The organism is Dorea sp. AGR2135, assembly GCF_000420885.1.
Classification (GTDB): Bacteria; Bacillota; Clostridia; order Lachnospirales; family Lachnospiraceae; genus Dorea; species Dorea formicigenerans.
The window spans coordinates 13,243-38,567 of the sequence record NZ_ATVU01000022.1 but is presented as its reverse complement, the minus strand read 5'-3'; the positions used below and the strand labels follow the sequence as shown (position 1 = coordinate 38,567).

27 protein-coding genes and 5 pseudogenes are annotated in these 25,325 nt (G+C 36.1%); 27 read left to right on the top strand and 5 right to left on the bottom strand.

Annotation, left to right across the window (positions count from 1 at the left end):
* Positions 1-440: 440 nt before the first annotated feature.
* A complete protein-coding gene (locus G593_RS0113095) occupies positions 441-2,684 on the bottom strand; it encodes a tetratricopeptide repeat protein (protein ID WP_029731972.1) in 2,244 nt (747 codons plus the stop codon).
* Positions 2,685-2,963: 279 nt separating this feature from the next.
* On the opposite strand from G593_RS0113095, the gene G593_RS20535 reads away from it, so the two are divergent.
* A complete protein-coding gene (locus tag G593_RS20535) occupies positions 2,964-3,125 on the top strand; it encodes a hypothetical protein (protein WP_021739274.1) in 162 nt (53 codons plus the stop codon).
* 43 nt (positions 3,126-3,168) lie between these two features.
* Here G593_RS20535 and G593_RS0113085 read toward each other — a convergent pair whose 3' ends face one another.
* Together G593_RS0113085 and G593_RS0113080 are read right to left on the bottom strand one after the other, a co-directional pair.
* Positions 3,169-3,777, bottom strand: coding sequence for a hypothetical protein (locus tag G593_RS0113085; protein ID WP_021739273.1), 609 nt, complete (start codon positions 3,775-3,777; stop codon positions 3,169-3,171).
* Positions 3,770-3,955 carry a hypothetical protein gene (locus tag G593_RS0113080; protein WP_028087235.1) on the bottom strand — a complete coding sequence of 62 codons (186 nt, stop codon included), beginning with the start codon at positions 3,953-3,955 and terminating at the stop codon, positions 3,770-3,772. Before G593_RS0113080 ends, G593_RS0113085 begins: the two co-directional genes overlap by 8 nt.
* Before the next feature lie 352 nt (positions 3,956-4,307).
* Here G593_RS0113080 and G593_RS0113075 point away from each other — a divergent pair, with 352 nt between their 5' ends.
* The 19 genes and pseudogenes from G593_RS0113075 to G593_RS0112985 all read left to right on the top strand — a co-directional run bounded on the left by G593_RS0113075 (position 4,308) and on the right by G593_RS0112985 (position 18,977).
* Positions 4,308-6,302, top strand: a complete 1,995-nt coding sequence (locus G593_RS0113075; RefSeq protein WP_029731970.1) for a recombinase family protein — start codon at positions 4,308-4,310, stop codon at positions 6,300-6,302.
* 22 nt (positions 6,303-6,324) lie between these two features.
* Positions 6,325-6,735, top strand: coding sequence for a hypothetical protein (locus tag G593_RS0113070; RefSeq protein ID WP_029731969.1), 411 nt, complete (start codon positions 6,325-6,327; stop codon positions 6,733-6,735).
* Positions 6,711-7,532 (top strand): annotated as a pseudogene (locus G593_RS0113065) (PDDEXK nuclease domain-containing protein); the annotation flags it as partial. The gene G593_RS0113070 and the pseudogene G593_RS0113065, both read left to right, overlap by 25 nt.
* Before the next feature lie 594 nt (positions 7,533-8,126).
* Positions 8,127-8,264 (top strand): annotated as a pseudogene (locus G593_RS21545) (helix-turn-helix domain-containing protein); the annotation flags it as partial.
* A 4-nt stretch (positions 8,265-8,268) separates the two neighbouring features.
* Entirely contained in the window at positions 8,269-8,970 is a 702-nt protein-coding gene (locus G593_RS19650; RefSeq protein WP_081646554.1) for a class I SAM-dependent methyltransferase, read from the top strand.
* A 78-nt stretch (positions 8,971-9,048) separates the two neighbouring features.
* Positions 9,049-9,762 (top strand): lantibiotic protection ABC transporter ATP-binding protein, encoded by a 714-nt coding sequence (locus G593_RS0113055; protein WP_005609481.1) that lies wholly within the window; start codon positions 9,049-9,051, stop codon positions 9,760-9,762.
* Positions 9,755-10,486, top strand: coding sequence for a lantibiotic immunity ABC transporter MutE/EpiE family permease subunit (locus tag G593_RS0113050; RefSeq protein ID WP_029731964.1), 732 nt, complete (start codon positions 9,755-9,757; stop codon positions 10,484-10,486). The genes G593_RS0113055 and G593_RS0113050 overlap by 8 nt, the downstream gene beginning before the upstream one ends.
* A 1-nt stretch (position 10,487) precedes the next feature.
* Positions 10,488-11,048: pseudogene (locus G593_RS0113045) on the top strand (lantibiotic immunity ABC transporter MutG family permease subunit); the annotation flags it as partial.
* Positions 11,048-11,464 (top strand): ATP-binding cassette domain-containing protein, encoded by a 417-nt coding sequence (locus G593_RS0113040; protein WP_304412966.1) that lies wholly within the window; start codon positions 11,048-11,050, stop codon positions 11,462-11,464. The pseudogene G593_RS0113045 and the gene G593_RS0113040, both read left to right, overlap by 1 nt.
* A 31-nt stretch (positions 11,465-11,495) precedes the next feature.
* Positions 11,496-11,657, top strand: a complete 162-nt coding sequence (locus tag G593_RS20205; protein ID WP_155242894.1) for a bacteriocin — start codon at positions 11,496-11,498, stop codon at positions 11,655-11,657.
* Positions 11,657-12,970 (top strand): GHKL domain-containing protein, encoded by a 1,314-nt coding sequence (locus G593_RS18655; protein WP_049946490.1) that lies wholly within the window; start codon positions 11,657-11,659, stop codon positions 12,968-12,970. The genes G593_RS20205 and G593_RS18655 overlap by 1 nt, the downstream gene beginning before the upstream one ends.
* Complete coding sequence (locus tag G593_RS0113025) at positions 12,970-13,719, top strand: response regulator transcription factor (protein ID WP_196801974.1); 750 nt, start codon at positions 12,970-12,972, stop codon at positions 13,717-13,719. The genes G593_RS18655 and G593_RS0113025 overlap by 1 nt, the downstream gene beginning before the upstream one ends.
* A 321-nt stretch (positions 13,720-14,040) precedes the next feature.
* Entirely contained in the window at positions 14,041-14,271 is a 231-nt protein-coding gene (locus tag G593_RS0113020; RefSeq protein ID WP_010817848.1) for a Blp family class II bacteriocin, read from the top strand.
* 216 nt (positions 14,272-14,487) lie between these two features.
* Positions 14,488-14,730, top strand: coding sequence for a Blp family class II bacteriocin (locus tag G593_RS0113015; RefSeq protein WP_028085723.1), 243 nt, complete (start codon positions 14,488-14,490; stop codon positions 14,728-14,730).
* A 394-nt stretch (positions 14,731-15,124) separates the two neighbouring features.
* Positions 15,125-15,352 carry a hypothetical protein gene (locus G593_RS0113005; protein WP_029731960.1) on the top strand — a complete coding sequence of 76 codons (228 nt, stop codon included), beginning with the start codon at positions 15,125-15,127 and terminating at the stop codon, positions 15,350-15,352.
* A 111-nt stretch (positions 15,353-15,463) separates the two neighbouring features.
* The gene (locus G593_RS0113000) at positions 15,464-17,077 is read left to right on the top strand and encodes a recombinase family protein (protein WP_029731959.1); all 1,614 of its coding nucleotides are present in this window, start codon (positions 15,464-15,466) and stop codon (positions 17,075-17,077) included.
* Positions 17,078-17,120: 43 nt separating this feature from the next.
* Positions 17,121-17,744, top strand: a complete 624-nt coding sequence (locus tag G593_RS20875; protein WP_029731958.1) for a hypothetical protein — start codon at positions 17,121-17,123, stop codon at positions 17,742-17,744.
* Positions 17,745-18,118: 374 nt separating this feature from the next.
* Entirely contained in the window at positions 18,119-18,535 is a 417-nt protein-coding gene (locus G593_RS0112990) for a YjdF family protein (RefSeq protein ID WP_029731957.1), read from the top strand.
* 61 nt (positions 18,536-18,596) lie between these two features.
* On the top strand, positions 18,597-18,977 hold the full coding sequence (locus G593_RS0112985; RefSeq protein ID WP_029731956.1) for a DUF4825 domain-containing protein: 381 nt from the start codon (positions 18,597-18,599) through the stop codon (positions 18,975-18,977).
* Between the two features lie 251 nt (positions 18,978-19,228).
* Here G593_RS0112985 and G593_RS21540 read toward each other — a convergent pair.
* A pseudogene (locus G593_RS21540) lies at positions 19,229-19,384 on the bottom strand (ATP-binding protein); the annotation flags it as partial.
* A complete protein-coding gene (locus G593_RS0112975) occupies positions 19,359-20,072 on the bottom strand; it encodes a replication initiator protein A (protein WP_029731954.1) in 714 nt (237 codons plus the stop codon). The pseudogene G593_RS21540 and the gene G593_RS0112975, both read right to left, overlap by 26 nt.
* A gap of 181 nt (positions 20,073-20,253) precedes the next feature.
* On the opposite strand from G593_RS0112975, the gene G593_RS20865 reads away from it, so the two are divergent.
* From G593_RS20865 to G593_RS0112935, 7 genes and pseudogenes are all read left to right on the top strand, one after another.
* Positions 20,254-20,538, top strand: coding sequence for a hypothetical protein (locus G593_RS20865; protein ID WP_029731952.1), 285 nt, complete (start codon positions 20,254-20,256; stop codon positions 20,536-20,538).
* A 187-nt stretch (positions 20,539-20,725) separates the two neighbouring features.
* Positions 20,726-21,265, top strand: a complete 540-nt coding sequence (locus G593_RS0112965; RefSeq protein WP_029731951.1) for an RNA polymerase sigma factor — start codon at positions 20,726-20,728, stop codon at positions 21,263-21,265.
* A complete protein-coding gene (locus tag G593_RS0112960) occupies positions 21,252-22,031 on the top strand; it encodes a hypothetical protein (protein ID WP_029731950.1) in 780 nt (259 codons plus the stop codon). The genes G593_RS0112965 and G593_RS0112960 overlap by 14 nt, the downstream gene beginning before the upstream one ends.
* Complete coding sequence (locus G593_RS0112955; RefSeq protein WP_005338319.1) at positions 22,015-22,899, top strand: ABC transporter ATP-binding protein; 885 nt, start codon at positions 22,015-22,017, stop codon at positions 22,897-22,899. The genes G593_RS0112960 and G593_RS0112955 overlap by 17 nt, the downstream gene beginning before the upstream one ends.
* Complete coding sequence (locus G593_RS0112950) at positions 22,892-24,082, top strand: ABC transporter permease (protein ID WP_029731949.1); 1,191 nt, start codon at positions 22,892-22,894, stop codon at positions 24,080-24,082. Before G593_RS0112955 ends, G593_RS0112950 begins: the two co-directional genes overlap by 8 nt.
* A gap of 152 nt (positions 24,083-24,234) precedes the next feature.
* Positions 24,235-24,591: pseudogene (locus G593_RS0112945) on the top strand (recombinase family protein); the annotation flags it as partial.
* Between the two features lie 104 nt (positions 24,592-24,695).
* The gene (locus G593_RS0112935) at positions 24,696-25,241 is read left to right on the top strand and encodes a TIGR00730 family Rossman fold protein (RefSeq protein ID WP_005338316.1); all 546 of its coding nucleotides are present in this window, start codon (positions 24,696-24,698) and stop codon (positions 25,239-25,241) included.
* Positions 25,242-25,325: the final 84 nt, after the last annotated feature.

The window sequence follows — 25,325 nt, the reverse complement described above, 5'->3', positions numbered from 1 at the left end:
GAGGTGACTTTTGTTTACCCAAGTAGAATCCCAGAGACTGTTTGAGTTATTTGAGAAATTAGTTCCCTGTAAGGAACTTTATAATAGGTTTTCAGGATATCCAAAGGTACGTTTTCACGGTTCTTCTTTAGTTTATAAAGTAGCTTTTCCAGGCTGCTTCCCAGTTCATAAGTAGTCAAGCACACATCACCTCAGTTTCATTCGGTACTGTATCATATTTCAGGTAGTACTTGGTGTTTCGGGTTTCGAAAATAATGCTGTCTTCGGAAATTTCCAAAATACATTCCACAGCAGTTGTCATGAAAGTATTGATACAGGCATTTTCTAAAAAATAATATGATTTTCATATTGAAAAGAAAACTATAACTTTTTCCCAAAAGTGGGAATAAGTCGGAAAGCAAATAACGGCGGGCAATCGTGTCCGCCGTAAAATATGCTTATTATTTTTTGGAAGCAAGGATTCCCTTTGCCAGTGCGATGCCTACCTGTGGGTACAGTTCCTGAATTTCCTGATATTTCTCTTCAATCAGTTCCGGCTCATCAGCCCAGACATTCTCATAAATCTTCATGGCTTTTTTGAAATGGGTTTTAGCCTGTGAGATATTTGCCGTGATCAGGCAGATATTTCCCATGGATTCCTGTATCTGGGCATAGTCCAGACAGGTATCGGAGTTGTATTCTTTGATGATCTGGGCAAGTTTCTGGAGAGCAGCCATTGCCCGTTCCGGTTCCTGCAATTCTGTCAATAAGGCAGCATAATTGTTGATCTGGGGAATGCTGTCATTGGTATAAAGCAGTTGGTACTGCTCAAGCAGGAAGATACCCTTTTCCATGTGTTCTTTTGCAAGCTCTGCCTGACCATTCATGCGGTAAAGACCGCCCAGATTCGCATGAAGGTTGGAGACAAGCTGGGCATTGTCCTCTGTGATTTCTTTGATCTGTGCAAGGGCTTCTTTTTCCAGTTTGATGGCTTTTTCCGGCTTTGTTTCCATACATGCCTGATAGTCCAGTAATAATGCACGGTCGGTAGCACTACCGTTTTCATTCCCTTTCAAAAGCTGCTTCATCTCCAGGATAATCTCTTTCATACCTTTCCTGTAACGGTATTTCTCCATATATGGGAAGACATCCTCAAGAAACAGCAGGTACTTGGTCAGATCATCTTTTTCCATCATCCGCATGATATTCCCGACTGTCTGAAACAGTTTTTTATAATAGCTGACTTCCGTTCCATGCATCAGACATATTTTTTGCAGAGAATCAAGCAAAGTATGGCAGGCTGTGACCGAAGGTTTTGTTTCTGAAAGGGCAATCTCCTGAATCAACGGATGCAGGGAAATTGTATGCCGTGTAGTTGCTTGTACAAAACCTGTTTCAATCAGATCATTGATGTCATTTAAGTCAGTTAATCCAAGCCAGTCAGCAAAAATACGGGCGGAAATACCGGCAGGAGGCAGAAAGCAAAGGTTCCGCATGATTTCCTGTTGTTCCACGGATATGGAATAAAGAGAAAACAGAGTGTGGATATGGTTATAGTAAGTAGCCTTGCTGTTTTGCCCGTCTTTGATGGCACTGATTTTATCTTCATTTTCAAGGGATGCTTTTTCTTCCCGTAGCTTTTCCAGTAAGTGTTCCGGAGGTAGAATCCCATTTTCCAGTAGTTTTGCAGCCAGCTCTACTGCAAAGGTATGGCGATGGACGATTTCTATAATCTCTTCCACCAGTGTTTGGTGTACTTCTGCTTCAGAATAAAATGCAGCTGCCAGTTGAAACAGGCTGGCTGGATCCCTGATCTCTTTTAACTGCAGGATACAGTGTCCGTCAAATTTACTTCTGGTCGTGAAAAGAATCCTGCACCGGTATTTCAGAACCACCGGCAGAAAACTGTCCTGCGTGGCAGTGACGTTGAAATTGTCTATGATGAGCAGTGTATCATCTTTCAGAGAACGGAGAAACCGGTTGTGCTTCCGGAAACGTTCTTCTTCCCCATCTTCCGGCAGATCGTCGGTAAAATCCATGTCTGTGACAGCCTGATGTAAATCACCGGCATATTCTACATACAGGATGTTCGTATAATATTTTTTGTATTGCTTTGCATATGCTTTCGCCAGTTCACTCTTTCCAATCCCGGCAATTCCATAGAGAAATACTTTGCTGTTTTCTTCCAGCATTGTATGTAATTCGTCCAGTTCTTCTTCTCTTCCAAGAAAATGGCGGCATGGTCTGGGAACTTCACTGTCCATGATGTAATCCAGAATAACCGGGGAGAGAGAGCCGCCTGCAAGCAGCTTTTGGTTTCTGGTGTCCCGTTTGATAAATTGGCGTTCCATACCAAAGGAGATTAGTTTTGCCAGAAAGAGAAGTCGTGAATCAATCGGCTTGTAAAGGGCTGCCAGCTTTTTCTTTTTTGCTTCGGAGATTGTGGCATCCTGCATGAACAGGAGATAAACATCCTGCAGTGCTTTGTTACAGTCGGTCATTAATGGTATAAGATTATGCTGCAGCGTTTCAGCCAGCTTTTCCTGCTTGCTTGGTCTTGCATAGTAAGTGCAGATTTTGGGACTGATCTTCGCCTGTCCGGTCATCCACCGGCAGACCAGCCCATTGTCAAAAGAAAAATCTTTGCTTTCCGGGCTGTCCATAAAATCCTCAAATACTTCATATAAAAATTCAGGCTGGTTCATCTGGTTACTTTCGCTGATATGATTTTTTAAACATGTCATTATGGAGCTAAAATCGCATCGATCCAAACGCAATCCCACCTTTTCGTATCAATTCTGTTTGTATTAGGTACTAAACTTCCTATATAATAACACAAACATATGTTCTGAACAATGGCATTTCAATTATATGAACCAAAATAAATGAGAAACAGTCAATTCACTCTCAATTTCTGTTCAATGAGAAGCCAGAAACTTTCCTGTAGAATGACCACAGAATAAAAAACAGGGAAGGAGAAGCTTGTGAAACAGAATATAGAATTTGAACGGTGCATTGATTTTCTTGTGCGGATGATAGATAAATATGGCGAAGAGCTGCTCCGGGAACTGGAGGAAGATAAGGAAAACAATGGACAGGAGAAAAAAGAAGAAAATGAAAAGAAAAAAGAAGCGGCAGCTTCCTGAGATAAAAATTTCAGGGCTGTCGTTTTTTTTCGTGTATTTCCAATTAGATAAATTTTAAAAGCTGATGAAGAGTATGTGGCTCATTGTTCTGGGAAGAAGTAATACGAGTGTCAAATGGCTTGAAATGATTCTGCGTATAAAAGTTCAGAAGAAATTCATTATCCTCACATTCAAGAAATTCCATAACACCGCCTACGGAATATTGGAGATTGGATATGGTCTCCAGTGCAAATCCCAGTAGAATGTTCCCTGGAATCCGTTTTTCCTTTGGAAGAGAATAGTTCTTTCCTAACTGGGCAATCAGGTAAGCTGCTGTGGTGTAAGACTGTGTTTCTTCATCCAGAATACTGACACGGGACAGCTTCTTTGCCATTGTTTTACTGATATTTGAAGCCTGGACAGAAATTGGTTTTACTGTAAGGGAAAAATAGCCAACCAATGAAGCATCTTCGGCATCAAATACCAGATAAGTGATGGATTGATCTTTTTTGGTAAACTCAATCGCATTATGTAATAAGAAGTATTCCACATCGGGGTTTTCAGGACAAGAAAAATCGGAGAGCAAGTCGTAAAGACTTTCCTCTCCGATATATGTCGGTTCGTCTTTATCCAAATATGCCCGAATATTAACGGTAAAATATTTATCAGACATGTTGTTTCTTCCTTTTTGACATTAAAGCTAAGATTTCCTGTGGGTTCGTTAACTGACGTCCGGGAAGTGTCTGCTTTGGTGTGCGGTCACGATCGGCTTCGTCAATCGCTGCGACAAAACGCTTTACGCTATTTGGATTGGATACGACAAAATTATGAGTAATACTTGAAGTAGCCATACTAACACCTCCTCTTTTTCTGGCTTTTTGTGCATTTATAGTATATGCAATGCGCGATAAAAACACAATATCGAAAACAGAAATAATTCTAAATAATTTTCGAACCGGATATTTATTAGACGCTTCCGGTGAGCGAGAAATATTTTCGAGTCGATCACTTATAAGCTGCCAACGGTGGGCGGGCAATATTTACGATGACAGGTCTTTCTGTCTCTATCATTATTATATGTTTTTGGGAAAAATATGTCAATTGGGTTTAAAAATTCTTGAAAATCAAGTATTGAATATGGTTGGAACAAATGATAAAATTTAGTTGGGACAATAAAAACTCTAATGAATGAGGTAAATGTTAATGAAAAATAAGAAAATTAGATGTTATGTATATATACGAGTCTCCACCACCATGCAGGTGGATGGTTACAGTCTGGATGCTCAGAGAGATAAACTGCGAAAATATGCAGAGTATCAGAACATGGAGATTGTACAGGAATTTGCGGATGAAGGAAAATCCGGCAAAAGTGTAGAAGGCAGACCGGAATTTCAACGGATGTTGGACAATATTGAAAGTGGTACAGATGATGTACAGTTTGTATTGGTATTTAAGCTGTCACGATTTGGACGTAATGCAGCGGATGTATTAAATTCTTTACAACGGATGCAGGATTTTGGAGTAAATCTGATCTGTGTAGAGGATGGCATTGACAGTTCTAAAGACAGTGGAAAACTGATGATTTCCGTTTTGTCAGCGGTGGCAGAAATTGAACGTGAGAATATTCTGGTGCAGACGATGGAAGGACGGAAACAGAAAGCAAGAGAAGGAAAATGGAACGGTGGATTTGCCCCATATGGTTATAAACTGGTGAATGGAGAACTTCAGATTGCAGAAGATGAGGCAGAGGTAATCCGGCTGATCTATGATAAATTTATCCATACCAATATGGGAATGAGTGCAATTGCATCATGGCTGAACCAGCATGGATATAAAAAGAAAAAGAGACAGAATAATACGCTGGATGCTTTTGCAACTTCATTCATCAAAGGTGTTCTGGATAATCCGGTCTACTGTGGAAAGCTGGCATTTGGCCGCAGAAAGAATGAGAAAGTTCCCGGAACAAGAAACGAATACCGGATTGTGAAGCAGGAAGAATATATGCTGAACGATGGTATTCATGAAGGAATCATTTCCGAAGAGGATTGGGAACTGGCACATCAGAAACGTCAGAAAACAGGAGTATCCTATGAAAAGACACACAGTCTGGAACATGAACATATCTTATCCGGTATTTTAAAATGCCCTCTGTGTGGCAGTGGAATGTATGGGAATGTCAATCGGAAAAAACGAAAGGACGGTACGTTATATAAGGATTATTTTTATTATGCCTGCAAGCATCGGAGATTGGTGGATGGACATAATTGCAGCTACCGCAAACAGTGGAGCGAAGATAAGGTGAACGATGCGGTAGAAGAAGTAATCCGGAAGCTGGTACGGAATCCCAAATTTGAAGAAGCCATTTTGAATAAAATCGGTGCAAGGATTGACACGTCGGAAGTGGAAAAGGAAATTGAAGAATTAGAAAAACAGCACCGCCAGCTGACAGGAGCAAAGAACCGGCTTGGACAGCAGATGGACAGTCTGGATATTACAGACCGTTTTTATGAGAAAAAATATCAGGATATGGAGACAAGATTGTATCGCCTTTATGATGAAATCGAGGGTGTGGAGAACAGCATCAGTGAGGTTAAGAACCGTCTGCTAAATATCAAACAGAAGAAAATATCAGAAGATAACGTCTATCAATTCTTGCTGTATTTTGATAAACTATATGACAAGTTCACGGATCTGGAGAAAAAAGAATTTTTAAACAGCTTTGTAGAACAGGTAGACATTTATGAGCAGGAGCAGCCGGATGGCAGATTCCTGAAGCACATTAAGTTTCGTTTTCCGGTGTATTTCAATGGTTCGGAAATAGAAGAACTTAGTTGGGACAATGAAAGTACCGTTGAGACGGTAGTACTGCTTTCCCACAAAAAGCCAGACGGACATATCAACGTAAAAGTTGAGTTTGGCGAGGGTGAGGGAAAAGTTCCGCTTGATAATATCGCTAAAAGAGCCGAAGAATATAAGCCCAAAGAACGAGTGACCTACAAAATGATAAAGGAGTACATAGAAGCTAAATACGGCTTCAAGGTACATACCGCATATATCGCAGAGGTAAAGAGAAATTTAGGCTTGCCAATGTACGATGCTCCTAATGCGGTAGAGGAATTGAAACAGCCGAGGAAGCATCCTACAGCAGAGAAAGTGGAAGCCATAAAGGATGCGTTGAAGCATTTTGAAGTGATTTAATTGTAGCAGGGAAGGGGTGCAAATGAGTATAGATAATGTAATTTCCATAATTATTAGTATATTAGGTTCTTCTGTAATAACGTTGATTTTGTCCACATTTATTTTTCAACCATTGCAAGATAAGAAAAAGTATGTTTTTGAGGAAAAAAAGAGAGTATATGAATCTATAATTGTATTTGCGCAAATTGTATTTTTTCCAGCCGAAGCGAAATTTTCTTTAGGAGTTGCAAGGTATAATATACAAGAGCTATCAGATGATGAAAATAGAAATAATGCAATAAATGATTTGAAGATGGCAATTCCTAAGTTGAAGTTAATTTCAAAAGATGATGGTCTTGTCAAGGAATTAGAAAAATTTATTTACCAGAAAAGTGAGGAACAATTTAATATACTTGTAAATCGATTGAGAAAGGATTTACCGTTGCCAATTTGAAAAATATGAGGCAGTTTTATTTGACATTTCCAAATGGCTACGCACTGCGTAGCGAATTAAGTTGGACGCATTATCGGCTCTTGATGCGAGTGGAGAATGAAAATGCACGAGAATTTTATATGCAGGAAGCTGTAAAATCCCAATGGAGTACCAGACAACTTGAGCGTCAGATAAATTCTTTCTTTTATGAAAGGCTATTGTCCAGTAAAAATAAAGAGCAAGTTGCAGAGGAAATACAGACATTAGAACCGGCGAAAAAACCAGAAGATGTCATCCGCGACCCATATGTGTTGGAGTTTCTTGGACTGAAATCTAATGATGATTTTTATGAAAGCGATTTAGAACAAGCGTTAATTACACATTTGCAGAAATTTCTTTTGGAACTTGGTAGAGGGTTTTCATTTGTCGCAAGGCAGAAAAGAATAACCTTTGATGGACGTCATTTTAGAATTGACCTTGTATTTTATAATTATATTTTAAAATGTTTTGTTCTGATAGATTTAAAAGTTGGGGACTTAACACATCAGGACTTAGGGCAAATGCAGATGTATGTTCATTATTATGAGCGGGAACTTATGAATGAAGGAGACAATCCGCCGATTGGTATCGTATTGTGTGCAGATAAAAGTGAGTCTGTAGTTAAGTATACGTTACCTGAAAATGAAACACAGATTTTTGCTTCAAAATACAAATTGTATTTACCAAGCGAGGAAGAATTGCTGCGTGAATTAAAACAGGAATATCAAGCATTGGAATCTATTAAGGCATTGGAGGAAAATAGTGGTAGTGAAGATTAGATTTTGCATCAAGGTGGTGCAAAATTTATATCAGTTATGTATTTGTGGGAAAGGGGATGCATGAACAGTATTCGTACTGTAGAAATATTGCTTATATTTCCGTGATTTTGTGGGGATATGTTTTAATTTGATACTCACGTCGAGACGGTAGTTTTATTGTCCAAACCAGGATAATAGTTGGATGATTCGATGACTGGAAAGTAAAGAATTATTATATAAGTCAACGAATACTGGGAAGCAGATGACTAGAATTTGAAGAAGTGTTATATAAGTCAATACATGCTTGACATTTGTTGACTAGATCTTAGAATAGTACAATCAAAGTCAAAGTGTAGCCAGTAAATTGATGACTTAGACAAGAAATTTTGCAATAATTGGTCAGAGCGGTAAATGGTATTCGTAATATGGCAGAAGAGATTGTGTTAAATGAATTGATTTACAGGTAAACAAAGAGCTGAACAGGTAGGAAGAAAAATCCTATTTGTTCAGCTTTGGTGTTTATAAGGGGTCAAAGAAGAAGCATATTACAATTCTACTGCTAGTCGATTGATTTATGCATACTCCCATTATAATATGTGTGCAGGAGGTGGATGTATGTATCAAATTAGTAATGAAAAATTCGGTTTATTTGTAACCGAATTAAGAAAGAAAAAGAATTTAACTCAAAAGGATTTGGCTGAAAAATTATATGTATCAGATAAAACGGTCAGCAAATGGGAACGTGGATATTCAGAATATGTCATGGGTAGAAGATACAGGCAGACAAGTAGATTTTCTAATCAAGCAGTTACAGTTAAAAGGAACGGAAAAAATACTTGATCTTGCATGTGGATTTGGTCGGCATTCACTGGAGTTTGCCAGACGTGGGTATGATGTTACCGGTATTGATATTACACCGGCGTACATAGATTATGCAAACGAGCAGGCAAAAAAAGAAAATTTGAATGCAAAGTTCATTTGTCAGGACATTCGCACGATCACATTTGATAAGGAATTTGATGTTGTGCTGAATATGGCGGATGGAGCAATAGGATATCTTGAAGACGATGGGGAAAATCATAAGATTTTTTCTGTCATTGCGAAAGCATTAAAAAATGGTGGAAAGCACTTTATGGATATCATGAATGGAAGCTATGCCCAAACACATTTCCCTTGCAAGTTATGGGATGCAGGAGAAAAGGGACTTACATTATCTGCTTTTGAATGGGAGAAGGATAGAAAAACGCTGATATATAGGCAGGTAGACTATATGTATGGAGAAGCACTTTATAAGCCTGAAATGAAAGAAGGAAATCCTATAAGGTTATATAGTTTGGATGAAATCACGGAGATATTCTGTAAATTAGGACTTCGTATTTGTAACAGCTTTGCTGATTTCAGTGGAAAGTCGAGTTCTGATAATGATATTCAATTGATGGTTTATTCCATACGGGAATAAATCTTCATCAAATCTTTATTTTTTTCTGTTAGGTTATATTTCAGTAAGAAATGAAATATAGAAGGAAGGATAGTAAAGATGGAAATGATGTTACAGACACAAAATCTATGTAAATATTTTAGAAAACAGAAAGCGGTAAATAATGTTTCACTTAATATCGAAAAGGGACAGATTTATGGACTGCTTGGACCGAATGGCGCTGGTAAATCTACCACATTGAAAATGCTGACCGGTATGATGAAACCAACTGCAGGAAAGATTTACTTTGATGGAAAACTTTTGGATAGGAAAGATTTATCAAAAATAGGAGCGTTAATTGAAAATCCGCCTATTTATGAAAATCTTTCCGCCAGAGAGAATTTGAAGGTAAGACAATTATTGCTTGGTACAGATGAAAACAGAATTGATGAGGTCTTGCAGATTGTATCACTTACAAACACCGGAAAGAAGAAAGCAGGACAGTTTTCTTTGGGGATGAAGCAAAGACTAGGCATTGCAATGGCATTGCTTGGAGAACCGGAACTTTTGATATTGGATGAACCTACGAATGGATTAGATCCAATAGGCATCGAGGAATTACGAGAGCTGATCCGGTCTTTTCCGGAACAGGGAATCACTGTAATTCTCTCCAGTCATATTCTCTCAGAGGTACAGTTACTTGCAGATAAAGTCGGGATTATTTCAGGTGGAATCTTAGGATACGAAGGAGCATTAAAGCAGGGAGATAATCTTGAAGATTTGTTTATGAATGTGGTAAGAAAAAACCAGAAAGCAGGTGAAATCCATGGTTAATATTATAAAAGCAGAACATCAAAAAGCCAAAAGAACCATGCGAAAAAAGTTTATCTGGGGATTTCCTCTTCTTACATTTGTCATGGCATTTATATTTACTCTTGGGATGACAAATGCTTATGCAGAAAGTGTTTGGAACTGGTGGTATACACTTTTGCTGCCGGGGATGATTGCTCTATTTTGTTATCTTTCTGTGGCGCAGGAGAAAAAGATAAAATACTATCATTTAATGACTATTCCCACAGACAGAAAAAAATTGTTGCTGGGGAAAATTATTTATATTGGGTACATGATTTTGTTTTCTAATGTGATTGTGTTTGCAGGAGCAACGCTTGGAGGCTTTCTTCTAACGACACATGTTCCAGTGAAAGGAGCGTTGATTGCAGTATTGTTTCTGACGGTTTCTGAGTTATGGGAGATTCCGGTAGCTTTATTTTTAAGTGAACGATTTGGAATGATTGTAAACCTGTTCGTCTGCCTATTTATTACCGTCAGCGGTGTGGTAATATCACAAACCAGAATCTGGTATGTACTTGTTTCTGCAATCCCTATGCGAATGATGTGCCCGTTGCTTCATGTTTTACCAAATGGACTTGCCGCAGAAGCAGGGAATCCTCTTTTGGATACGGGAGTCATTGTTCCGGGAATGTGTCTCTCAATCATCTGGTTTGTTTTTGTAACGGTTCTGTTTTTGAAATGGTTTGAGAGAAGAGAGGTGGAATAGGATGCTTGGAAGATCTCTGAATGCAGACTTGCGAAAGATGAAAGGAACATCTGTGATTCTGGCACACTTACTGATTCCGATTATAACCAGCGTTATATTTTTAATATATTACTTTTTTTCACCATGGAATGAAAATATGAAAGTGATTGCATTTTATCAGGCAATAGGAGCAGGACTTCCGGTACTTATTGGAATTTTTACAGCAAGTGTGATGGAACAGGAACAAAATGCAGGTGATTTTCAAAATCTGTTGTCTTTACCGGATAAACCTGCAGCATTTTTATCGAAACTGTTGATGCTGCTGGTTTTGTGTCTGTGCTCTATCCTATTGACAGCAATCATATTCGGAATTGGATTTGGAAGAATCGCATCAAGCGATATCGAAATCATGAAAGGATGTATATTAGCAGCATTGCTGCTGTGGGGAAGCAGTGTTCCACTTTATCTGTGGCAGCTGATTCTGGCTTTTCAGTTTGGAAAAGGGGTATCCATTGGAGCAGGGATTATATCAGGACTAATTAGTGCATTGATGCTTACCGGACTTGGAGATTATGTGTGGAAATAGGTGCACCGAAAGATACAACACAAAAGGATATTATAGAAGTATTAAATTTTGTTGAATTGAATACAGATATCTCTCGATTGCCTATGAAATTACAGACAGAATTAACCTCTGATGGTACAGAACTTTCTGGTGGACAAAAACAAAGAATTGCTTTAGCCAGAGCATTGCTTACAAAATCACCTATATTAATTTTAGATGAAGCAACAAGTAGTTTAGATGTATTAACCGAGAAAAAAATAATTGACAATCTATTAGCATTAGATAAGACCATCTTATTCATTGCTCACCGTCTAACAATTGCGGAACGAGCAGATCGTGTCATTGTTTTAGATAAAGGACAGCTCATTGAAGATGGTACACATGAAACACTGCTAAAAAAAGGCGGTTTCTATACCCATTTAATGAAAAGTTAAAATTTTTAAAAATTTAAGAAGGAGAGTATTTATGTTGAAAGAAAAGAAAAAAATAAAAAATATAGAAAACTATAAAAAGTTGTCAAACCAAAATTTACAGAGTATTACAGGAGGAGCAAAACGTTCAGAAAGTATTATTGTATCCATCTGTAATTGGTTAGGTTTTTGTAATAATAAGGATATGAGAAAATAATGTTCATTGATTTATTGGGATTGATTTTTTCGATTATGGGTTTACTTCTTCCTAGAATCATTTTAGGAAGTCGAATTGACGGAATATTTCTTCAAAAGAGAAATTGGCTATATTTATTTTTATGGCATTTGATTGTTACAAGAATTAACATGGCGTTTAGTGGAATTGGAATAATTATTTTTTATTACATGATTTTCATCATTCGCCTAAAAAAAGATAAAATAATAGCCTTGTTTTACTCTTTATATTTATTCTTAGCTTATGAATCTATTCGGTTCTTTTTTGCGAGTGTGTTTTATCGTGTGATTTCAACCAGGGATATGCCGATCTTTTTTTCAGAAGGATTAGATTTACTATTAACAGTATTCTGTTTATTGATCGCTACAGTAATCTTTAAATATATAAGACTAGATAAAGAACTATTAGAATCTAAGAGTTTTTCAGCCTCTATTAATTATACTTTATGGATATTTTTCGTTTTAAGTGTTTTGAGGATTACATCTTCGGTATTAACGAAAATCAAAAATCCATTTATTTATGAATTTGATACAACGGTATCTTTGTTTATTTTTATTAGTTATCTATTAACTGTTTTATATCTTCATGAAAAACAACTAAGCTATTTTCATCAAGAGAATATCAAGCAAAAAGAACAAGAGAATCGAGATTTAAACGAATTGGTTATAGAGTTAGGTTCACTCTATGAAGAAATACGAGGATTTAGGCATGATTTTGGTGGTATTATCGCCTGCTTAGAACCAGCGATAGAAAAACAAAATATTAATGAAATTAAGCATATCTATAAACATGTGTGCCTTAAAATGAATCAACGTTTGATAAAGGCAGATTATACAGCTTTTAATTTAAATCAAATAGAAGATATTGCTTTTAGAAATGTATTGACACAAAAAATGCTTCAAGCAAAAGCTCAAAAAATTCCTTTTTATTTAGAAGTATCGAACAATATTCCTATTGTAGAAGTACCTATGTTGGATACAGTTCGTTTATTAAGTATTTTATTGGATAATGCATTAGAAGGAACAGAAAAAGCACTGTATCCACAAATTACAGTCGCGATTATTCATGATACTACTACAACTTCTGTTTTAATTCAGAATACAAGAGAATCTGTTGTGATCGATAAGCGAAAAATTTGGGAAAAAGGATATTCTACAAAGGGAAAAAATAGAGGAATTGGATTATCTTCTTTGTTAGATATGATTTACAAATTGGAAAATGTAGATATAGAAACGATTGTTGAAGAAGAATCTTTTACTCAAAAATTAATTTTTAGAAAGCGAGGTACTTATTAATGATCAATATTGCGATAGTAGAAGATAATCTTCATCATCTTATGCGATTAGAAAGCATATTGTATGATTTTTCAAAAGAAATGCACATAAAAATAAATATAGTCAGTTCAGCGAGTATAGAAGAATATCAATCACAATTATCCGAAAAAACGGTATATGATTTGTATTTTCTTGACTTAGAAATTGATAATAATAAAAATAAGGGGTTTGAATTAGCCAAACATATCAGAAGCTATAATCCCTATGGAACAATTGTGTTTATTACAACATTATCTGAGGCAATGCCTTTAGTTTTTAGAAATCATGTATCAGCTTTAGATTTTATAACAAAAGATAATAGCGAATCTATTTTTAGAGAACGTGTCAAAGAGTGTCTAAAGTACGTATTGTCTAAAAATCAAAGACAAAAAGTAGAAGAAATTTTAAGTTATTCTTATCAAGGAAGAACGGGTATTCATATCCCCTTTTCGGATATTTTGTTCATTCAAACAGCTCCTACTTCCCATAAATTAATCCTTTTTGGCGTTAATTTTAGAAAAGAGTTTTATGGAACCATAGCCGATATTTTAAAGTTAGATACAACTCACTGTTTTCAACAAGTAGATCGTTCAACAATTATAAATATTGAAAATGTAATTGAAGTAAATTCACGTGAACGAGAGGTATTATTTTATGAAGGAACAAGCTGTTCTATTTCCAGATTGAGAATTAAAGCACTAATAGAAAAACTAAAAGAAAAAGAGGAATAACTCACATGTTATTCCTCTTTTTCTTTTACAATGATAAAAAAGAACATTTCAGGCACAAAAACCATACATTTTAGGCACACATGCTCCATTACATTTATAAAATGCTAGACTATAAACAAGAAATGATTGAAGGAGATGATAAAAGATGATTTATTGTTCAATACCGCCTTAAATAATATCTATGTTAACAACTGTATTATATGGAGATATGTAATTCGTACAAGTTTTGCATTTCCATATTTATATAGTTGTCATTAAAGAAATTTTTGTTAAATTAAGGAATAAAATTATGAAAATATTATTAATTAAAAGGAGAAAAATATGAATACACAAGTGATTGATAAATTTGAAGTTTTAGATAAAGAGACTCTTTTAAGAGTCGAAGGTGGTGGATGGCTTAAATGTGGATTAGGAACAGTAGGAGGTGCTCTAACAGGAGGAGTTGCCGGAGCAGCAGTTGGTACAGTTACATTACCAATTATTGGGACGGTATCTGGAAGTGCAGCAGGATTCTGGGGAGGAGCGGCTACAGGTGCAGCCACATTCTGTTAATTAAAAGATATATTTCTTAAAAGGAATGATTAGATGAAGAAAAGGATAGTATCTTTTATTATTACAATAGGATTTCTTATAGTTTCAATATGCAATTTTTTTAAAGAATTAAGTTTATTACTTTTAGTTTTAAACTCTCTAGGATTCTTTATATTTGTTACTATTTTAATTGCAAATCTGAAGTATGTAATTAACAAAGAATAATTAGGATTATATATGAAATTAGTAGAGTTTCAAGAATTAAATAATGAACATTTGTCAATGATTACTGGTGGAGGATGCAGTTTGAAGGGCGCCGCAAACACTGCTGTTGGGAGTGCTATTGGCGGAGCTATTGGTGGTTCCACAGGAGGTACTGCTACATTACCGGTAGTAGGCACTGTAGCTGGCTGGGTTGCTGGAGGTATTCTAGGCGGTTTAGGTGGAGCAGTCGCGCATGGTGCCACTTGCTGGTGGTAAGATGGGGAAAAAGAAATTTATTACAACACTATTCATTTCTTTAATAGTGTTGTTGGGGGTAATTATTTTAAATACTGTGTATGCAATATTTGATGTAAAATATATTTTATTAGGAGCAACTATTGGATATATATTTGCGTTTGTATCATATTATCTAAAGTCAAATCAAGAATAAAAGAAAACCTTTGAAAATATAATCTATAAATATTATTTTATCTTGATTGTGATAATTTTGCCGACGTTGCTGATACAATACCAGTTGGATGGATAGGGCTTGGTGCATTAGCTTTTCTGACGGACTACTCCCGTACAGCCACAGCTTGAGCGTTCAGAGCGTCGCACGCAATGGGTACGGCTACATAAGGATTATGCAGAGGTGGAACTCCTGTGGGCTATGACAAAAGCCGTTGAATTGCTTAGAAACTATTTTTACAGAAAGGGGGTATGTGTTATTGCTGATATTGTAAAAACAATGCAAGAAAAGACGAATAATAAGCGTGGCATTGGCAACAGAGGAAAGACAAAGATTGTAGTAAAAGAGCATTTTTCCGAAAAAGGAAAGACAATGGAAGAACTTCTGACGGATGTTATGCTGGAAAAAGCAAAGCAGACAATCGCATAAAATCGGTGCAGTTGTAAGAAATAGATTGAATGGCAAAAAGTACCCGTGTTATACTTTACTTGCAAGCAGGTATTGTAAACACGGGTTAGTTATAAAGGAGGATAACTGACAATGAAACAACAGATTTACAATACTGCACTTTATCTTAGGTTAAGCCGAGATGATGAATTACAGGGCGAAAGTTCCAGCATTACCACACAAAGAAGTATGTTGCGTCTATATGCAAAAGAACATCATTTGAATGTGATTGATGAATATATTGATGACGGCTGGTCGGGAACAAATTTTGAAAGACCGAGTTTCCAGAGAATGATTGAAGATATAGAGGCAGGAAAAATCAACTGTGTTGTAACGAAAGACCTTTCCCGACTTGGCAGAAATTATATTATGACAGGACAATATACAGAATTGTATTTTCCCAGCCATAATGTCCGTTACATAGCGATTGACGATGGGGTAGACAGCGAGAAAGGCGAAAGTGAGATTGCACCATTTAAGAATATCATCAATGAATGGGTGGCAAGAGATACGAGCCGTAAAGTGAAATCGGCATTCAAGACAAAATTTGCAGAGGGTGCGTATTATGGGGCTTATGCTCCGTTAGGATATAAGAAACACCCCGACATCAAAGGGAAATTGCTGGTTGATGAGGAAACAAAATGGATTGTTGAAAAAATCTTCTCCCTAGCTTATCAAGGTTACGGCAGTGCCAAAATCACAAAGGTACTGCGAGAAGAAAAAATTCCGACAGCGTCTTGGCTGAATTTTACAAGATACGGTACTTTTGCACATATCTTTGAGGGAAAGCCCGAAAGCAAGCGTTATGAATGGACGATTGCTCATGTCAAGGCAATCTTAAAAAATGAAGTCTATATCGGAAACAGCGTTCATAATCGACAATCAACAGTTTCTTTCAAAAGCAAGAAAAAAGTGCGTAAGCCCGAGAGTGAATGGTTTCGAGTAGAAAATACCCATGAGCCGATTATTGACAAAGAAGTGTTTTATCGTGTGCAGGAACAGATAAAATCAAGACGCAGACAGACAAAGGAAAAGACAACACAGATATTTGCAGGGCTTGTCAAGTGTGCGGATTGTGGCTGGTCTATGCGGTTTGGAACGAATACGGCAAATAAAACGCCCTACAGTTATTATGCTTGCAGTTTCTACGGACAGTTTGGTAAAGGTTATTGTTCTATGCACTATATCCGCTATGATGTGCTGTATCAAGCTGTATTGGAGCGATTGCAGTATTGGGCAAAAGCAGTACAACAGGACGAAGAAAAGGTGTTGAATAAGATACAAAAGGCTGGTAATGCAGAGAGAATACGGGAAAAGAAGAAAAAGGCAAGTGCCTTGAAGAAAGCCGAGAACCGACAAAATGAGATTGACCGCTTGTTTGCGAAAATGTATGAAGATAGAGCCTGTGAGAAGATAACGGAACGAAACTTCATCATGCTGTCGGGGAAATATCAGAAAGAACAGATAGAACTGGAACAGCATATAACCAACCTAAGAGAAGAATTAAGTAAAATGGAACAGGATATGATAGGTGCTGAAAAGTGGATTGAGTTAATCAAGGAGTATTCCGTACCAAAGGAACTTACAGCACCGTTATTAAATGCAATGATAGAAAAAATACTCATTCACGAAGCAACAACGAATGAGGACAATGAAAGAATACAGGAAATAGAGATATACTACCGATTTATTGGAAAAGTAGACTGATAAAGAGGTTTCATATCTTTAACTAAGGGAAACTGGTCTTAGTATGCCTAATGTCGTATTACTCATACCAATAGCTGATGTATTAGATGTTACCGTTACAGAATTGTTACGTGGAGAAAAAATAGATACACAGAAAAATATTGATACAAAAGAAGTCGAGGAATTGGTAGTAGGCTCTCTCGATATGGCTGTTAGGAATTCTATTCATCAGCATAGAAAAAACTGGATATTAGCATATTTGCTATGCTTTTTAATATCTATTACAGAAATTATTATGTTAGTCGTATCTGGGAATTCAATAGCTGAGATGAAAGATGATATATTGCTGGTTACAGGGTTAATGCTTTTATTTGGTGCATGGTTTTGTTTCTTTGCCAAAGACATGTTACCAACATATTATGATGCAAACAAGATAAATTATGTTTCACAAGGAATTTTTAGAATACATCTAGTTGGTTTATCCTTTAACAATGGAAATTGGATGTACATCTGTACAATTTTAAAAATTTGGACACTTGCAACGGTTGTTCTATATCCTCTTGCAGGTATTATAATAATCAATTGTCTCAATATAGCTTTATGGGATATTTTAAGTAAAATTTTCTTAATTATGATATTAGGTGGTATGGTAGTTTCGATTTACATTATCGGGAAAAAATACGAATAATTAAATTACCTGTTATCGTTGTGGATATTACTAATTTACAAGATTCTTCATGGGAAATATGAAATGATGCAGAAGAGGTTGTGTTAAGAGAATTAGTGTACATTTAAAACGTGGAAAGCTCCTTCGGGAGCTTTTTGCTGGTTTTTTCTGATTATAAAGAAAGTATATAGAAAATGCATTGATCATATGGTATGATTTGAACAGAAGTTAATCGTGCCATATGGCTTGATTATAAACGCAAAGATAAAAACGCAACGTACATCTTTGATGTGCCAGAGCCGGTAGGTAGCCCGGCCGTCCTATATAAATAGGGTAAGTAACCTGCCCCTCCGGGTTGTCCATTCTTTGTTCAATCAATTTTAGGAGGGATTCTTATGGACAAAGTAAATGGAAAGCTGACGGTATATTTTGAAGAACCATTTTGGGTAGGTATATTTGAACGTATTGAAGATGGTAAATTATCTGTGGCAAAGGTAACATTTGGTGCAGAGCCAAAAGATTATGAAGTACAGGAATATATTCAAAAGTGCTATTTCAGTTTGAAATTCAGTTCGGTTGTTGAAACTGTTGTAAAGGATATCAAAAGAAATCCGAAACGGATGCAGCGGGAAGTAAAGAAGCAGATGCTGGAAATAGGCATTGGTACAAAATCGCAACAGGCGTTGAAATTACAGCAGGAACAGAACAAGCAGGAACGCAAAGAGAAAAGCCGCAAGAGAAAAGAGGCAGAAGAGCAGCGACTGTTTGAACTGAAACAGCGAAAGAAAAGAGAAAAGCATAAGGGACATTAAAGTCCCTTGGGCTTTTACTCAAATCGAAAAGTGTTGAATAAAGATTTCGGGAGGTGTTTCTATGAAGAAAAAAGTACTTGCAATTATGTTAGTTGCCATGTCAATAATGTTGATTTCGGCGTGTGGAAAAAAAGAAAAACTGTACGAAATTCCTGATCTATCGCAGTATAAGACAGATTATGTAGGAGATTCTTCGAATGTTATAAATATTGTAAGTGGTCAAGCGTATCCGGCGGGATACTCATATGACAGTATAGAGATACAGTCTGAAACAGAGCCTTATGGATTAACAGTTTTTCTAAAAGATGAGCCGTCTGCAGCCAAACTTGAAGATGAATTGCAGGTTAATGCAGATATGACATTTGATTTGATTAGTAATTTGGGAACAATTGATTATAAAACAACAGATAGCAAAGAAATTATTGCATCGTATGAACGGTGATATATTTTTAGTCAACTTTTAGACAATTTGAAGAGTAGAATATAAAAAGGCGTATGGAAGTTTTAAATCCATACGCTTTTTTGGGAAAAACTCATTTTTGAACAAGAGATTTGTAAGAACATATTATCTATTCAAAGACGGTTACAATTCCATATCATATGACTTTTCTTAGTTCGAGCAGGCTGATTTTGCCGCATTTCCTGTTCTCTCTGATATTCAAGTTTCCATGCACGATGGGAGAAAACATCAGGGTCTTCCACATTGAGATAGTCATAGAGTGCTTTATCCTGTAATCCGCTGGTTTTAAGATGCTCTATTTCCATTTGTTTTTCATGAAGTTTTCTCTGGGCTTCTTCCTGCTCAAAGATTTCCTGCTGGCATTTACAGCGGATGGAAGGAATAAGAACCGTAATTTCTTTGCCGGGAAGCAGGATGATCCTGTCTTGCCCAACTGATGATGGTAGCTGCATGGTTCTGATATTGCTTTCCGGTAGAAGCCATATAACCGGATAAGCGTTCAATATAATCCTTCCAGTCAGGGATTGTCTGCCGGATATCTTCCAGCTCTTTCTCTGACAGAAAAATATTTTGAAATTTTCCATAGGGTGAGAGTGGCTCCTTACTCCCTCTTTTTTCTAAATTGTTCTTTTTTATCTCTTTCTTATTACCAGACAGTTTTTTGCCTGTATCAGGGAAAGAATCCTGTCTGTCAATAGGACAGTTTTCTGTCTGTCTTAGGGAAAGAAATCTATCTGTATAGTGGATGGTTTCTTTTGGGAGTTTTATATAAATCCGATTGGGCTGTCCGGGACCCTGCCGTTTTCGGAAGATAAGCTCCTGTTTTTCCAGTACTGCCAGAGCAGTTTTAACCGTCATCTGGCTTTTGTGGAGAACTTCTGCCAGTGCTTCAATTGTAAAGTAAATGAACACATGACCATCAGCATCTGACCAACCCTCGTTTTTCTGGGAAAGTCTTGCTCGGTCAAGCAGGATAATATAAAGCATTTTGGCAGTTTCGTTTATTTCCATGTCCAGAAGGAAACGGGGAAACATCATATAAGATGGCAGGTTGGTGTTGCGGATATTGTTCTGCATGGTTTATCCCCTCCTTTTCAGGTGCATCTACAGCAATGATTTTTGTGTTTCTGAGTTCTCGCATAAAAAAACCTCCGTTTTCGTATTGATAAATAAATTTAGATACTAACTTTTTTGTCATTTTGGTTGTTAATTATATTAAAAGTAGAAATATTTTGATAATGAAAGTGTGGGAGAGAAAATGAACAAAAGAAGATACAGCAATCGTAGAAGAAAAAATATTTTACGAGTATTCATTCTTTTAATGACTATCATAATAACCGTTGTAATGTGGAGAACAATAAAAATCGATGTGCAGGTTGGAGAATTAACATTACCGAAAATTTTGCAGTCAGAAAAGTCCTTTGCAGACACTTCGGGTGAATGGAATCTTATTTTGGTCGATCGAAATCATTATATTCCTGATAATTATCAAGTAGAATTGACAGAATTATCGAATGGTAAAAAAGTAGATTCACGGATATAACAGGAATTAGTAATGAACCATGGCATTACCGTTATGTTGGAACGACTGTCGATAAAATAATGAAAGAAGAAAATTTATGTTTGGAAGAATATTTAGAAAAATATAAATAAAAACAAAAGAAAATCCTAACTTTTTTTATAGTAGGATTGTTATATTATTTAGAAAACAGAGGGAGGCAAATTTGCGAATGGAATACAAAACTGATTCTTTGTTAGTACATCTAGCAAGAGCAGGAGATGAAGATGCGTGTGAAAAACTGGTCAAAAAATATTACTCAAGTATATATCAATATTGTTTGCTACATATCAATGATCCATATGAGGCAGAGGATTTGACACAAGAAGTGTTTACACGTTTCTTTTCTAATTTATATAGATATAAAGAATATGGAAAAGTTAAGAATTATCTTTATACAATTGCCGGAAATACCGTTAAAAATTATTACAAAAAGAAAAAAGATATTCCATCAGAGGAACTACTAAAATCAGAGGGCTGTAGTAAAAATCATGTAGAAGAGCTAGGAGTCCGATTAACTATTGAACAGGCAGTGAGAAAGTTACCGGAAGAAATTAGAGAAACGGCAGTTTTATATTTTTTTCAGGAATTGAAGCAAAGAGAAATTGCAGAATTACTTCATATCAAACTTTCTCTTGTAAAATATCGAATCGGAAGAGCAAAAGAACTTTTAATGAAAGAGTTGGAGGTGAAAAAAGATGAAGAGTTATAAGCAACAAATAAAGGAATATAAAGAGGAGATTGAAGAAAAGTATGTAAGGGCTGAAGCAGAGAACAAAACAGTAAAAGCATGTCAGAATATTTTGTCAGAGTCGGTTTTATCGAAACAATCGCATAGAACATCTTATTTTGAATTTTTGTATGAGCAGACAAAATTCATAAAAAAAAGATGGTGGATTTTACAAGGTTGTGTTCTTATGTGTCTATGGATATGGTTGAGTAATTATACGTCAGACATAAAAGATATGATGAGGATTATGGGAATATCTGCCACAATATTTGTGGTTCTGATTATCCCGGAAATTTGGAAAAACAGAAGAAATGGTGCGATTGAGATTGAGCAGGCGTCTTATTACACACTGCGTCAGATTTGTACAGCAAGAATGTTAATGTTTGGAGTAGTGGATCTGGTGATCGTTATGGTGTTTTTGGCAATTACATATCAAACAACAATACTCTCGTTCAGTAATTTGGTGGTTAATTTTTTGCTTCCGGTAAATGTTTCATGTTGTATATGTTTTCGTGTATTGTACAGCAGATGGGAAAAATCAGAATATATAGCAGTGCTTTCCTGTTTGGTATGGGTTGGTTTATGGATGATGATTGTTGCAAATGATGTTATTTATCAGAAAATTGTAACTCCGGTATGGGTGGCTATGCTGATATTGACTTTTGTATATTTTGTTTTTTGTGTTCAGAAGTCATTAGTATTTGATGAAAAAATTTTGGAGGATTACACGTATGAAATTAGAATTTAAAAATGTAACAAAACAATACGGAGAAGTAAATGCTGTTAATAAAGTGAACTGTGTTATGGAAAAAGGAATTTATGGACTGCTTGGAGTAAATGGAGCAGGAAAGACCACATTAATGCGTATGCTTTGTACGATTGTTCAACCATCAGAAGGACAAATATTATGGAATGGTAAAGATATATGGAAATTAGGAGGTGAATACCGAGAAGTTCTGGGATATTTACCACAGGATTTTGGATATTATCCAGATTTGACCGTATATGATTATATGATGTACATTTCTTCTATAAAAGGGTTAAAAATGCCGTTTGCCAGAAAAAAAGTGAAGCAATTATTAAATCAAGTAGGAATGGAAAAATTCAGTAAAAGAAAAATGAAGAATTTGTCTGGAGGAATGGTTAGACGTGTAGGAATAGCACAGGCGATGTTAAACGATCCGCAAATTCTTGTCCTGGACGAACCTACCGCTGGATTAGACCCGAATGAAAGAATACGTTTTCGTAATTTAATTAGTGAATTGTCGGAAGAACGTTTGGTGCTCTTGTCTACACATATTGTATCGGATATTGAGTACATTGCGAATAACATTATGTTAATGAAAGATGGAGAACTTTTTTATGCAGGTACTGCGGAAGATTTAGTATCTTCTATGAAAGAAAAGGTATGGCAATGTAATGTTTCGAGAAGTATGATAGACAAATATATGAATGAATATTTGGTTGGAAATATAAAAACAACAAAAACCGGAGCAGAGCTTAGAATTATTTCAATAGAAAAGCCAACAGAAGATGCTGTGGCTGTAGAAAAAAATCTGGAAGATGCATTTCTATTTTATTTTGGAGAAAAATCGGAGGAAAAACAAGATGCTTAAATTAGAATTAAAACGAATTTTTTCAAAGAAAATTAATGTATTTGCAATCGGATTGGCATTGATACTTGCTGTCATTTTTAGCGGATTTGCAGTTACAAGTAATCGCTATGTGGATGAGAATGGAAATGCTAGTACTGGAATTATGGCAACAAGAAAACTTACAGATAACAGACGAGCATGGAAAGGTACATTGACAGAAGATGAACTTGGAAAAGTTATAGAACAAAATAAAAATGCGATGACACAATCCTCAGAAGAAAATGCGATTTACGGAACGACATTACAACCGATAGATGATATTAGGGGTTTTATAATATCGGTATTAACACCGGATGCAGAATATGATGAAAGTGTTCTGAATCAAATTACAGAAGAAAATGTGCAAGAGTTCTATGACACTTATCATAAAAATATGGAAAAGATGGCAGAAGAGTATGGAAAGACTTCTGTACAGAAAAAATACTTGGAAAAGAAATATAATGAAATAAAATTACCAGTAGAATACGAATCTTATAGTTCATGGGATACTATGATTATGTATGTAGAAACGTATTCTATTATTCTGGCAATCATAGTTGGTTTTATTTGTGCTGGAATATTTGCAGATGATTTTCAGACAAAAGCAGATGCAGTATTTTTCTCTACAAAGTATGGACGTACAAAAGCTGTTAAAACAAAAATACTGGCAGGAATAGCTACGACAGTTATGATTTATTGTATGGGAATTATATTACTTAGTGTGATTTGTTTTGGAATTATGGGAACCAGTGGTATGAATACACCTTATCAAATGTATCAGGCATATAGTATTTACATTATGTCATATGGACAATACTATTTGTTGACAGTTGTATGTGGATTTATAGCCAGTATGCTGGCGGCTGTAGTGTCTATGTTAGTAGTGGCTAAAATGCATACAATTAGTGTCGCTGTTTGCATTCCGTTCTTTTTATATTGCTTATTGCCATTTATAGGACGGGCACTTTCTGGGTATACAACGCTTTTCAATTTGATACCAACAATTTTGACAAATGTACAGGCAAGTGTAAAAGTCCCACTTATTTATCAGATTGGGAATTGTGTATTTCGACAAATTCCGCTTGTAATGGTAATGTATACAGTGATGGCAATAGCCTTACTGCCTTTTATTTATAAGAGTTTTCGCAGATACGGAAATAAGTAAAAATTGTATTCATACTCATGAAAAACAAAGTAAGTAAAATATTTTCTGGAAAAATCAAAGCATAATTTAAAGATTTACGGCGGGCAAGTTGCCCGCCTTAAATTTCTGTCCTGTCTGCGGTGGCAGAGATCGAACGGGAGAATATCCTTGTTCAGACAATGGAGACACGCTTATATCGTCTGTATGATGAGATTGAAGGCGTGGAGAACAGTATAGAAGAAGTCAAGAACCGCCTGCTGAATATCCGGCAACAGAAAATATCAGAAGAAAACGTCTATCAATTTCTTTTATATTTTGATAAACTATATGATAAATTCACCGACCTGGCGAAGAAAGAATTTCTTAACAGCTTTGTGGAACAGGTGGACATTTACGAGCAGGAGCAGCCAGATGGCAGATTTCTGAAGCACATAAAGTTCCGTTTTCCGGTGTATTTTGGAGACAGGGAAACACAGGAACTTTGTTGGGACAACGAAAGCACCGTTGAGACGGTTATTCGCCCCGACTAAAATAAAAGCAGGATGAATGCAGAGGGTATTTTTGAATTCACAGATAAAGAAAAAGTGCGGAGTTGAGGTTGGAAAAATACTTTTTTACAAAGGAGAAAAATGAAATGAATATTACAGTATATCTTGGTGCAAATGAAGGTAACAATCCGTCGTTAAAAAGGGCAGTCAAAGAACTGGGAACCTGGATTGGAAAAAGTGGCAACGCACTTATTTACGGAGGCTCTAAAAGCGGTTTGATGGGAGCATTAGCCGATAGTGTATTGAGTGCAGGCGGTAATGTTACGGGTGTTGAGCCACAATTTTTTATTGAAAATGAATTTCAGCACGAAGGAATTACAAAACTGATCGTAACTAAGGATATGTCGGAACGAAAAAACAAAATGATTGAACTTGGCAATGCATTTATTGCATTTCCTGGAGGAACAGGTACTTTGGAAGAAATAACTGAGATTATGTCAAAAGTATCACTGAAGCAGTTAAATGCACCGTGTATTGTATATAATCTTAATGGTTACTATGATGGCTTAAAAGCAATGCTTAAACATATGATTGACATGGGATTGTCATCAGAGGAAAGACAAAAAGGAATATATTTTGCAGAAAGCTTGGAGCAAATAACAGACATTTTATGCTCTTTGAAAGAGGATTAGCAGAAACCAGATTCAAATGTTGGGATAGAAATAAAAGCAACAGCAACGGATTCTTTAAGTCCCTTCCGATCTAAATCATAGAAA